The 12,348-nt window shown below is 39.9% G+C and carries 9 protein-coding genes and 1 pseudogene; 3 read left to right on the top strand and 7 right to left on the bottom strand.

Going from position 1 to position 12,348, the window contains the following annotated elements:
- Positions 1-23: 23 nt before the first annotated feature.
- Positions 24-1,214, top strand: a complete 1,191-nt coding sequence (locus L2735_RS03925) for a membrane dipeptidase (RefSeq protein ID WP_248983463.1) — start codon at positions 24-26, stop codon at positions 1,212-1,214.
- A gap of 161 nt (positions 1,215-1,375) precedes the next feature.
- Here L2735_RS03925 and katB read toward each other — a convergent pair whose 3' ends face one another.
- The 4 genes from katB to L2735_RS03945 form a co-directional block, all read right to left on the bottom strand.
- Positions 1,376-2,839, bottom strand: coding sequence for a catalase KatB (gene katB, locus L2735_RS03930; protein WP_248983464.1), 1,464 nt, complete (start codon positions 2,837-2,839; stop codon positions 1,376-1,378).
- Positions 2,840-3,361: 522 nt separating this feature from the next.
- Positions 3,362-3,604, bottom strand: a complete 243-nt coding sequence (locus L2735_RS03935; RefSeq protein ID WP_248983465.1) for a YgjV family protein — start codon at positions 3,602-3,604, stop codon at positions 3,362-3,364.
- Positions 3,605-3,753: 149 nt separating this feature from the next.
- Complete coding sequence (locus tag L2735_RS03940; protein ID WP_248983466.1) at positions 3,754-4,203, bottom strand: PaaI family thioesterase; 450 nt, start codon at positions 4,201-4,203, stop codon at positions 3,754-3,756.
- 131 nt (positions 4,204-4,334) lie between these two features.
- A complete protein-coding gene (locus L2735_RS03945) occupies positions 4,335-6,836 on the bottom strand; it encodes a S8 family serine peptidase (protein WP_248983467.1) in 2,502 nt (833 codons plus the stop codon).
- A 659-nt stretch (positions 6,837-7,495) separates the two neighbouring features.
- Between L2735_RS03945 and L2735_RS03950 the strand changes: the two genes are divergently transcribed.
- On the top strand, positions 7,496-9,034 hold the full coding sequence (locus L2735_RS03950) for a curlin (protein ID WP_248983468.1): 1,539 nt from the start codon (positions 7,496-7,498) through the stop codon (positions 9,032-9,034).
- A 75-nt stretch (positions 9,035-9,109) separates the two neighbouring features.
- On the opposite strand, the gene L2735_RS03955 is transcribed toward L2735_RS03950, so the two are convergent.
- From L2735_RS03955 to L2735_RS20235, 3 genes and pseudogenes are all read right to left on the bottom strand, one after another.
- Entirely contained in the window at positions 9,110-9,775 is a 666-nt protein-coding gene (locus L2735_RS03955; RefSeq protein ID WP_153912682.1) for a helix-turn-helix transcriptional regulator, read from the bottom strand.
- Positions 9,776-10,002: 227 nt separating this feature from the next.
- Positions 10,003-10,437 (bottom strand): annotated as a pseudogene (locus L2735_RS03960) (DUF2238 domain-containing protein); the annotation flags it as partial.
- A 186-nt stretch (positions 10,438-10,623) separates the two neighbouring features.
- Entirely contained in the window at positions 10,624-10,848 is a 225-nt protein-coding gene (locus L2735_RS20235) for a DUF2238 domain-containing protein (protein WP_487250617.1), read from the bottom strand.
- Between the two features lie 176 nt (positions 10,849-11,024).
- On the opposite strand from L2735_RS20235, the gene serA reads away from it, so the two are divergent.
- Entirely contained in the window at positions 11,025-12,254 is a 1,230-nt protein-coding gene (gene serA, locus L2735_RS03970) for a phosphoglycerate dehydrogenase (protein WP_248983469.1), read from the top strand.
- Positions 12,255-12,348: the final 94 nt, after the last annotated feature.

Below are 12,348 nucleotides of genomic sequence, written 5' to 3' on the forward strand. Positions count from 1 at the left end.
CAAGCGTCTAAAAAGGAAACCATATGACACTTAGCGCTTGTAACCAAAGCCGCCGAAATTTATTAAAAGGCATTGCCGCTGCCAGTCTTCTTTGCCCGCTTTACGCCTCATCTGCCATGGCAAAAACCAAATCTCGACTTTATATTGATGGATTAAGTTTCTTACCTGAAAATTTAGCAGATGTGCGAGCCTCAAAGCTCGATGCCTATATTTGTGATATTTCCGATATTGAAGCAGTTACCCAGCCTGATGGCACCACCAATTACAAGCGAAGTTATAAAGCCTGTATCGACAGCATTAAAGATGCCCAAAAAATCGTTAGTGATAATCCTAGCATCCTAATGCAAGGCTTAAGTGGACGAGACATAGCTGTCGCCCAAGAAGAGCAGCGCACTGCTGTTTACTTTCAAATTCAGGGAGCTGACTGCGTTGAAGATGACACTTTTGAAGGTGATAGCTTAAAAGGTGAAGGTGAACATTGGCAACATCTCAATGAATTCCATCAGCATGGATTAAGAGTACTGCAGCTGACTCATCATTATGGTAACCGTTTTGCAGGCGGGGCATTAGACAATGATGGCACTCAAGGTTTAGATAAACCACTTACCGCTGACGGCCACCAACTGATTACAGCGCTCAATCAACGTAATATCCTCATTGATGTTAGCCATTCAAGCCCACAAACGGCATTAGATACTGCAAAAGCCAGTAATATGCCAATTGTGCAAAGTCATGGCGCAGTGCGTTCTATTGTAAATAATGCCCGCTGCTCACCAGATGAAGTGATCAGAGCCATTGCCGATACTGGCGGGGTTTTCGGTGTTTTCATGATGAGTTTTTGGCTAACTAATGAACCTGTTCCAACCATTGATGATTATATACGTCAGCTGGATAGAGTCGCTAGGATCGGCGGCGTCAATGCCGTCGCTATTGCGAATGACTACCCACTGCGCGGTCAAGAAAACCTATTAGCGCTAGATAATAATAATGCCGAAGGTGTAAAACAGTACCATGATTGGTGGCAAAGCTTAGCTGAGAAGAATGTTTTAGGCTTTGAGAACCTGCCACAACATGTGGTTATTCCGGAACTGAATCATATTGATAGAATAAGCCGTATTGATGATGCACTTGCTAAAGCGCGCTATAAATCTAGCGATCGAGATAGATTTTTGGGTGGCAACTGGCAAAGAGTCCTTAATCAGGTATTAGTATAAATCGCTTAGGTTTTACAAATAAAATTATTAAGTTAAATCTCATCAATTTAATTAATAGTTTTTTTAAACTACAACGATTTAAACAACTGCTGTTTTGATGATTATCAAACACAAAAAAGGAAGGCATATGCCTTCCTTTTTGTTTAGCTTTTGTCGAACAATTAAGCCTCTAAAAGCGCTTTAACTCGTTGACCATAATCAGCATCAGCTTGAGTAAAGTGAGCAAGCATTTTTTCTTGTACGTCAGCCGTCACTTGACTCAAAGTACCCGCAATTGTTTCAACTAGACGTTGTTTCTCTTCTTCGCTAAAGATACGGTACAAGTTACCAGCTTGAGTATAATCATCTTGATTGTAACGACTATATCTATCAGCTTCTCCGTCTAATCGTAACGGTGGCTCAGCAAACTGGCTAGTATCTTTAAGACCATCATCTACCGTATTAGGGCCATAATTTGCACTTGAGTCGCCCCCAGTTTGACTGCCATTGTAAGGACATTGAGTCCCAGCCATAGCACCAGCACGTTGATGATGATTAGCTTTCGCGGCATGCGGGCAATTCACAGGTAATTGATTGTAATTTGTCCCAATACGGTATCGCTGAGCATCTGCATAAGAGAACAAACGTGCTTGCAGCATTTTGTCTGGCGATGCCCCAACACCCGGTACAAAATTGCTTGGCGCCAACGCAACCTGTTCAACTTCAGCAAAGTAGTTTTCTGGCATACGGTTTAATTCAAGCTCACCAATTTCAATCAATGGATAATCTGAATGTGGCCAAACTTTGGTTAAATCAAATGGATTAATGGCATACGTATTAGCTTCTGCTTCAGGCATAATTTGCACATTAACAGTCCACTTAGGGAAGTTTTTATCAGCAATAGCTGCAACCATATCACGCTGTGATGAATCAGGATCAATCCCTTTCAAAACATCAGCTTGCTCTGCAGTTAAATTCACAACACCTTGCTGAGATTTAAAGTGGAACTTAACCCAAAAACGTTCACCTTTTGCATTCCAGAAAGAAAAAGTATGCGAACCATAACCATGCATTTGGCGATAGTTAGCCGGAATTCCGCGATCTGACATTAGAATCGTCACTTGATGCATAGCTTCTGGATTAAGTGACCAAAAATCCCACATTGCTTGTGGATCTTTTAAGTTCGTCTGCGGGTTACGCTTTTGAGTATGAATAAAGTCAGGGAACTTAATACCATCTCTTAAAAAGAAAGTCGGTGTATTGTTACCTACAATATCGTGGTTACCCTGTTTAGTGTAAAAACGTAGACCAAAACCGCGAGGATCACGCTCAGCATCAGCAGACCCCATTTCGCCACCTACAGTAGAGAAACGAATAAATGTCTCGGTTTCTTTTCCTACTCCATTAAAATGTTCTGCAATGGTGTAATCACTTAGATCTTTAGTTAACGTAAACTTACCGTAAACACCTGTCCCCTTAGCATGAACAATACGCTCAGGGATTCTCTCGCGGTTGAAGTGAGCAAGCTTTTCGATTAAATGCCAATCTTGAAGTAGTAAAGGGCCTCTTTCACCTGCTGATAATGAATTTTGATCATCGGCAATCGGGGCGCCATTTTGGCTAGTTAAGTATTGAGACTGATTCATAATTTATTCCTTTAGTGATCCTGTAACCACATTTCAATTAAATCGTGGACGGTTGCCATAATGCTCTCTCCCGATCCTATAAATATTTCGTTGAAACAATAATAGGCAAACATAGAAACAAACAAAAGCGATTAAAATAGATGATAACAATCTAAAAAAAAGATTAAGAACCAGGGAGTCATGGTATGTAAACGTAAGAAGTTTTATCTGGTCTAGTAAGGCGATGTTTGCATTTAAAATGGGGGATTTATAAATTTCGAAGTAAAAATATAGGGAAAGTCAGCGATAATTACTAACAAGCTATTTTGCTAAACCTAGGAAAATTGCGTTTAAATCAGCGATTGAACGATATCCACTTTGAGGACAATAAGGATTTTTGTCATAGACTCTCGCCTTTACAATCCAAATGATTAAAATTTAATTGCACGATAAACAGCACCAAATAGCTATCATTAATAATAAAGATAGCTATTGTTCATGTTTATAGGCAGATATTTAACGATAGATTCAAATGGAAAATCATTAAGTTGGAGGAGATTCTGGCTCGCGGTATAGCTTCACTAAGTAGTAAATATCGATAAGCACAATGAAGAAGTTAACTAAAGCCACAGGAATAGCGCCAATGGCAAGACCATACGCCACAAACAACGCAGCGCCGATTAAATTCCACCAGCGTAACTTTTTGATATTGGACATCATCAATGAAATTGCCACGACAACCGAAGCAAGATAGCCGACCCATTCCCATATTGTTGCAGCTTCCATTCAACATTCCTTTTTCAATACGTCATATAATCATTATAGTTAAAACAAAAGTACTTAATAAACAGTACTTAATACAACAGTACTTAATACTAAAGTTATTGATATGAATGTAGTTAACTTAAATAACGCAGCGTATTGTTAAATCATCATCATGAAGTAGCTTTACGAGCAACAACCGCCGCGGTCATTCTTGAAATACAACATAACTCGCCAGCACTGTTAGTGATAAGCACTTCCCATACTGAGCTGCGTTTACCGATATGAACCGGCTTTGTAGTGGCAATTAACTCACCTTTACGAGATGCCTTTAAATGGTTTGCGTTGATTTCTTGGCCTACACAATAAAAGTTCTCGAAATCGACAACAAAATTAGCTGCGTAACTAGCAACCGTTTCAGCCAATGCCACATTAGCACCACCATGGACAATGCCTAAAGGATTATGCACTGAAGGATCCGCTGGCATTGTTGCCACCATATAATCGTCACCAATTTCAGTCACTTTTATTCCTAATGTTCTCATTAGGGTACCTTTTCCATGCATACCAATATCCATTTTGGCACAATCTTCTAATGTTACTTCTCTAAACCAAATACTCATGATGTCCATCCAAGACTAAAAATTATCTTTAGTCTACTGATTGACCTTTTAATATCAAAGCTTTTACATAAAAAAAGGGATGGCTATACCATCCCTTCTAGGTGCTAATTAAATAGCTTTATTATTTAACCTTAAAAAGTTGCAACAATCGGATCCGAACATAAGCTCGACTCTGTTTCACAAATTTTATAAGTTACTTCTGCAGGTGCATTAGTGAAACGGTCACGATATCGACCATCATTGGCTGTAGAAGACACCATGACATCATCACGGTAAATGGCTACATTATCACCAACAGCCCCACTCCAAGTTAAATCAACAAGTGCACTACCACGACGTGATTTCATCGTACGAGTAACAGCAGCATCTATGCTATATTCAAAAACTTCTACTGTCATAGACTGAGTATCTGACTGTCCTTCACTATCTGTTGTCACCAGTGAAACAGTATACGCACCGCCCATGGCATAGACATAAGTCGGGTTTGTGTCACTAGACATACTGCCATCACCAAAGTCCCAAGCATAACTAACGATGTCATCATTAATGTCTGTACTTGTGTTAGTGAAATCAACAGTTAATCCGTCAACAGCAAATTCAAAATCAGCGACAGGTGCAGCTGGCGCAGCTTCCCCTAGTGCAGAAATCGTCAAGCCCCAGCTATTTAATGTACCAGTATCACCTGCTGCATTATCACTAATTATAAGTGTCCATAACCCTGCAGCAATTTCGCCATCAAAGTCTGAAAGATCCCATGTCTTCACAATATCATCAGTGCTACCACCTTCCCCATTATGAAGAACCACTCCAGTGCCACTTGGTGAGATTAAGCTAACAATTAAATCACCAATCCAAGTATGAGAAATATCAACATTCACAGATAGGTCAAATATTTGCACAGGATCAAATACTTCAATAGTACTCGTAAATGAAGCATTGTCAGTTATATCTACTGGAGTGTCATTTCCGTAACTAAAGTCATTTAAACCAGCAGGATACACATTTAATAAAACCGCTTTATCTTTCACTGTTATGCCATCGTCAGCAGAAACAGTAATAACATAGTCTCCCCACGTCGCTGAATCTAAAGTCGCGACATCAAGTGTAAAGCTATCACCCGCCATTGCAGTAGCAGTTGAAAGAGTAACTCCATCAAGTGCTGGTGAAACAGCAACAGAAAGGCTGACCTGATCATTCCAGCTTGCAATACTACCCACAGAAAAATCATAACTGACAGCACTTCCCGCTTCCACAGATTGGGCACTAGGTGTTGCTGACAGCGTAAACGAAGGATCTGGATCTGAAGCATCTAAGGCATTTTTTACATTCAATCTGGTGCCAGCAACAGTTAATCCAGTTAAATCAGCATTGACTTCACCAGAATCCATTAGCAGTTGTTTCATTTCAACAGCGCCAATATCTGGAGCCACTGACCAAACTAATGCAGCTGCGCCAGTAACATGCGGCGTAGCCATAGAAGTGCCTGAAATAGTACCGTAACTATCATTTGGAAACGTTGATAAAATGGCAGTACCAGGTGCGCCCATATCAACACTTGTTAGACCCCATTGAGAAAAGTCTGACATCGCGTCATTTCTATCTGTACTCGCGATTGATAACACAACATCAGAATCATAACTTGATGGGTAATGTGGGTTGATATCATTATCAATCGCGTCATTACCTGCAGCAGCCACAAACAATATGCCTTGATCTCCAGCAGACTCAATTGAATCTTTTAACGCTTGGCTAAAGCCACCGCCGCCCCATGAGTTATTAGTCGCTTTAACATCAACGCCATGATTGATTTTTAAGTTAGTGAAGTAATCAATACAAGCAATAGCATCTTCTGTACTACCAGTGCCGCCGTCCGATAAAAACTTACAACCAATCATGGTTACATCCCAGTTTACACCGACAACCCCGACACCATTGTTGCCGGTCGCACCGATGGTTCCAGCCACATGCGTACCATGACCATTACCGTCCATAGGATCACCAGTACCGGTTATTGGGTTATAACCATGAATATCATCAATGACACCATTGCTATCATCATCAATACCGTTACCTGCGATTTCTCCTGGGTTTACCCACATATTGTCGACAAGATCAGGATGATTGTAATCAACACCTGTATCAATAACACCAATCACCACATTGTCACTACCCGTTGTAATATCCCAAGCAGTAACTGCATCAATATCAGCTCCCGCGGTACCTGAAGCTTGTCCAGTATTGTGTAAGCCCCATAAATCTACAAAACTTGGATCATCTGGCATTCCTAGCGCTTTATATGTGTAGTTAGGCTCAGCATATTTAACTGCAGGATGCTGGCTAATCACCTTAATCGCAGCCTGAATATCACTGCCGCTTTTAAGTTGTAATTTTGCTAATCGACCATTCATTAGATGCTGAAATTTATCATCAACACCATCTAAATTTTTATCTGATAAGGTACCACTCACTAAACGCTGAGCAGAGAGCCTTTCAAACTTGGAAACATTATCTTTATATACGACAAGTAGTTGATCTTGCTTATACTCTACTTTATCTTTAGCGATAGCAGGAGCGACATTAATCGCCATTACAGAGGCAATTGCAATAGCAATTGGAGACATTTTCTTGATCATTTTCTGGCTTCCTATATTCCATTATTAATTCCCAGAACCGGTACCTCAACACTGGTAGCTTATCCATATGCCTGAAAGCGAACTGGTTTTCCACGAAGTGAAATCCGGATATGTTGTAGCCATTTGATTGTTGTCATATTAAAAGCAGAATAATAGTGGTTAGAACTTAAATAGTAATAAACTACTAATCCTATCAGTGTAGGTAATTAACCATCACATCCTCAATAAACATTTAAAGCACTTAAAATCATAACCTTACATGTAAGTAATACGAAAGTTCTGTTGTTTTTATTCCCCTAAAAAGTAGCCATTCTTCCGATTGAGCTATCAGACCTCAATCCGTAAGTTAAGTTTGTAACTTGTCAAAATAAGCTAAAGGATGCGGTTAAATAAAATTCAAGAATATCGTTAGCCCACTTAAATAATATTAAGCACTACAAGTTTGTTTAATATTTTATTCTTGATAATTGAAACCCTAGCTATTTCTTATTAGTAAAACGTTGGTGGCAAGATTACTTATTGTTCGCTTTCAGCAGTCTTTATTTATTGGCTAAAGATTTACAGCCTGAAATATGAGCCACGCAGAAAGTGAGCTTCATCATTGAAGAGAAGAGATGACAAGCTACCAAGTCACTCAATATCCAAACAGGGAGCGTCAAATGAAGTCGCAAACAAAACTATCGCTAATTTCACTTGCCATCACAGCCAGTCTAGCTTTACCCGTTTCTGCTACAGGGTTTTCAATTTCTGAAACTGCTTCAACACAAAAATCAGCGGCAGTAGCTGCTGCGATAAATAATCAATCAACGGTTAATCAAACTGGTGAAGGACAAGACGTACAAGTGTCTCAAACAGGCACGCGACATGTATCTGAAATAGCTCAGATTGGTAATGACCAAATTGCCGAAGTCACTCAATCAGGTGATTGGCAAGAGTCTTATATCACTTCTGAAGGTGACGGAAACGTTATTACAACAAATCAGGTCGATGATTGGCACATTGCAAATGTGGGAGTGAATGGTAATGACAACCAAGTGACTGTTGATCAGTCAGGATTTTGGAATACCAGTGAAACCACTGCTGTAGGTAACGATAATATCGCTGATACCCTGCAAAGTGGCGATCAGAATAATAGTATTATTCAGCATATTGGTGACGATAACCTGACTCAAACCACACAATATGGCGCGACTAACTTAGCAGTATTCCGTGTTGAAGGTAATGGTAATGATGGCACTATCACTCAAGATGGTAACAATAACCAAGCTGGACTTGTCGCTCCAGGTGGAACACCTAATGTAGGTGATGGCAATAGTTTATTTGTTGACCAGTCAGGTGACGAAAACTTTGGTGCTGTGATTGGTGTATACGGCAATGATAATAGTTTCGAAATTAACCAATCAGGTTTTAGTAATACTGGTGTCGTAGCAAGCCTAACAGGTTCAAGCAACGACATAGTAATTGATCAAAGCGGTGATTTGAATGGTGCCGTTATTGAGTTTGCTAACGGCAATGACAATGAGGTGTTTATTTTCCAAGACGGTACAGGTAACCAAGTCGGTGATAATAACGTTGCTGTCATCTCTGGTAACGACAATATGATCGATATTGATCAATCTGGTACGGCTAACTTAACTGAATTTGAAACCATAGGTGACGGAAACACGATTACAGTCATGCAAGATGGTGAAACTAATTATGTTGCCTCTGGAACATATGGTTTTGATAATGAAGTCAGCATTAGTTCAGAGGGCATCAATAATGAAGTGGCTGTATTCGTCGAACTTGATGAAAATGCCGTCACTGTTGACCAATCGGGTAACACTAACTTTGCTTATGTTGATACCTTTGGGTTTGAAAATGAAGTCACTGTCGAGCAAGTTGGTGATGATAATGAAGCTTCGCTCACGAATTGGGGGACTGCCCAAGTGATCGATATTGCACAAGATGGTGAGTTTAACCTCACTGACGTGGTGGTTTTTGGTGATGAGCATGTCATTGATATTGCGCAAGAGGGTGATGGAAACTGGGTTGGTGGCGATGACGGTTACTTCTTAGTCGATGGTTACAGCAATAACTTAACCATCTCGCAAATGGGTAACGATAACTTAGTGATAGGTTCGCAGATTGGCAACAATGGTATGATTAATGTTTCTCAAACAGGTGACTTTAATACAGCGACTGTTTACCAAAATTAATCCTTTAATATAAGTTAAAAAGGGAGCCATCAGGCTCCCTTTTTTATTGTTGTTTAATTCAGTATTCATTTTAAACTAGGCAAATTCAAAATGAGCTTGATAAGTCTGTGCCCAGCGTAATAACTCGACTCGATTTCTAGATTGCGTTTTACGAAAAATAGAAGATATATGCGCTTTTACAGTATGTTCACTAATACATAAGCGATGCGCAATCTCTTTATTTCTCGCACCACTTGAAACCAACTGAATAATGGTTCTTTCACGACTAGTCAGCATTTGAAGCATAGCGACAGTATCTGGCGGAATTTCAGTATTGGCATCGAGTTTTTGTACTAACCTACGGAAAATCTTACTGATTAACGGCCTGTCGTACCACAATTCATCGGCAACCATTTTACGTAGTCCAGTCAACATTAAATCCATTCGTTGATCTGAGTAGAGTAACCCTCTCACTCCAAGCAATAAAGCTGACTCCTGATCTAAAGAGCCACGCTCAACTTGATAAAGTGCTACAGGTACATGGTTAACTAATCGAGAAACGAGCAAAGGTATCCCTTTACTGTCTAAAGCTGCACCTTTTTGTGCGACTAAATAAAAACTGTTGGTATTTTTGTCGACTTCCAAGTCACTTGCATGCTTAACAATTCTTGTTTTAAGACCTATTGATTCCGCAAGAATGGCTAAATTACATGGCGCCGCAACTTGGTGTAAGAAAACTAATTCATCAATATTTGAGCTCATCACTTTTCTCCCTGAAAAGCATCCCTATCATCTCGACTTAACGAGTTTCTTCCTGAATTTTGATAACAAAGTAATAACAATACTCAATGATAGTATATTTTAACTAGTCCATAAGGTATTTTTATCATACTAACGCATTAAATAAATATCTAAGTCCTTCTAAAGTACCTATTAGTAGCATAAATAAACTTTATCTTCTTAGCTAAATTAGCATAATTCACTACTAATTATTTTTTAATAAGTGATGCTAACTGCTTATTATGCCAATGAGTAAGCACGACTAATGCACTAATACCTCCTAATAAGGCCATAAACATATCTGATTGTGTATCCCAGATATATCCTTGGGTCCCTAGAAAAGCTTCGGCGTCTTCACCCGTCCAAATCGCAACCCACCATTCTATTAATTCGTAGAAAGCTGATAATGCCAATACAAAACACACAGATAAAAACTGACACCAGTACCCAGGTTGTAAAACTCGGTTTCTCAAAAAGACTTCACGGGCTAAAATTGCAGGGATAAAACCTTGAGCTACATGTCCTATTTTGTCGTAATTGTTTCTATCACTCCCCATCCACTGTGCAATCCAGTCAAATAATGGGACTTCTGCGTAGGTATATTTAGCGCCAACGAGTAAAACACAACAATGTATAAGTATTATACCCAAACTACTTGAAGATACGTGTTTCAGAGCTTCACCGTGTTTTCAATACTAGGCGCGTTAATGCGGTAATGTAGGTACCTTATAAATTAGCGCAACAACGTAGTGGGAACACGGTGAAACTCCCTGAGGGCAAGTTTTACACGCGTTTATGCTGCGTTATTGATTTTGAAAAGGGAATAACCATTACCCGCAATCAATGCCTTGCCTAAACGCGTGTAAATTCTTGCTGAAATCGAGCATATTCAGGTTGTTTGGGTATAATACATAGGAAAGCTGGGTTAACGGAAAGCGCTTGCGGGTAAAAAGTAATATAGGGATAGCCAATAAAGCAGGTAAAGCCTCCAACCACCAAGTGAACATATCTTTCGGTGAAATAACTGACCACACGACTACCGCACAATAAATCACAACCCATATAACTAACTTATTCAAACTAAATCCCTCTTAGATGATATTGTTCTAGAATTAGAATATTAACTTTAGCCATCTAGCCCTCTACAAATGTTTAAAAAAGTGCTATTTTGGTCGAGCGTTTAAAGTCAGCATAACATAAGCATAACTATTGATAAGAGGGTACCCATATCATGGCGAAACACTCGCTTGACAAGGATAAGATTAAAATCCTGCTGTTGGAGGGCGTCCACCAAACTGCGGTCGATGTACTAGAGCGTGCAGGTTACACAAACATTGAATACCATAAAGCATCTTTACCAGAAGATGAGCTGCTGCAATCCATTAAGGATGCGCACTTTGTCGGTTTACGCTCCCGAACTCAATTAACTGCAGACGTGTTAAATCATGCTGAGAAATTAGTCGCTATCGGTTGTTTCTGTATTGGTACCAACCAAGTCGATATTGCCGCAGCTGAAAAGCTTGGCGTGCCTGTATTTAACGCCCCATTTTCTAACACACGTTCTGTTGCTGAATTAGTCTTAGGCGAGATCATCATGCTAATGCGTGGGATCCCTCAACGTAATGCTCATGCTCATCGAGGCGGCTGGTTAAAAAGTGCAAGTGGTAGTTATGAAGTACGTGGCAAAACTCTCGGCGTTATTGGCTATGGGCACATAGGTACTCAACTAGGTATTTTAGCTGAAACCTTAGGTATGCGAGTGGTGTTTTACGACATCGAAGACAAGCTTCCATTAGGTAATGCTAGCCAAATTCATTCATTAGAAACCTTATTGAGTGAGTCTGACGTGATTAGCTTACATGTCCCAGAAACGCCTCAAACCAAAGATATGTTTGGTGAGAAAGAGTTTGCGCAAATGCGTAAAAAAAGCATTTTCATCAATGCTTCTCGTGGCACGGTTGTCGATATTGATGCACTTTCAAACGCATTAAAATCAGGTCATCTTGCTGGTGCAGCGATTGATGTATTCCCCGTTGAGCCTAAGTCAAATGATGATGAATTCATTAGCCCATTGCGTGGTCAAGATAATGTCATTATTACACCGCATATTGGTGGTAGTACTGCTGAAGCCCAAGAAAACATTGGTATTGAAGTTGCTGGGAAACTCGCTAAATATTCAGATAACGGCTCAACTGTGTCTGCTGTTAACTTCCCTGAAGTTACACTGCCGCAGCATAAAGGCACTTCGCGTTTACTGCATATTCACCATAACCGCCCTGGTGTACTGATTAAAATTAACCAAGCCTTTTCAGAAAAAGGCATTAACATTGCTGCACAATACCTGCAAACAACTGCAGAGATTGGTTATGTTGTGATGGAGGTTGATTCAAACCAAGCGGAACAAGCATTAGGCGAATTAAAAGCAATTGAAGGTACTATTCGTACACGAGTTTTATTTTAATCCTAACCACTGATAATGCGGACTTTTCCGTGCGCTGAAACAGTGAAATAAAGCTACCTTCATTCAATTGAAGGTAGCTTTTTCTTTTGAGCGT

The sequence above is a fragment of the Shewanella olleyana genome (assembly GCF_023283825.1).
Classification (GTDB): domain Bacteria; phylum Pseudomonadota; class Gammaproteobacteria; order Enterobacterales; family Shewanellaceae; genus Shewanella; species Shewanella olleyana.

What these genes read in the sequence shown, in the direction of transcription:
- L2735_RS03940 (WP_248983466.1), bottom strand. Translation starts at nt 4,203, where the DNA reads ATGAGTATTTGGTTTAGAGAAGTAACATTAGAAGATTGTGCCAAAATG.
- katB (WP_248983464.1), bottom strand. Translation starts at nt 2,839, where the DNA reads ATGAATCAGTCTCAATACTTAACTAGCCAAAATGGCGCCCCGATTGCC.
- L2735_RS03925 (WP_248983463.1), top strand. Translation starts at nt 24, where the DNA reads ATGACACTTAGCGCTTGTAACCAAAGCCGCCGAAATTTATTAAAAGGC.
- L2735_RS03955 (WP_153912682.1), bottom strand. Translation starts at nt 9,775, where the DNA reads ATGAGCTCAAATATTGATGAATTAGTTTTCTTACACCAAGTTGCGGCG.
- L2735_RS03945 (WP_248983467.1), bottom strand. Translation starts at nt 6,836, where the DNA reads ATGATCAAGAAAATGTCTCCAATTGCTATTGCAATTGCCTCTGTAATG.
- serA (WP_248983469.1), top strand. Translation starts at nt 11,025, where the DNA reads ATGGCGAAACACTCGCTTGACAAGGATAAGATTAAAATCCTGCTGTTG.
- L2735_RS03950 (WP_248983468.1), top strand. Translation starts at nt 7,496, where the DNA reads ATGAAGTCGCAAACAAAACTATCGCTAATTTCACTTGCCATCACAGCC.
- L2735_RS03935 (WP_248983465.1), bottom strand. Translation starts at nt 3,604, where the DNA reads ATGGAAGCTGCAACAATATGGGAATGGGTCGGCTATCTTGCTTCGGTT.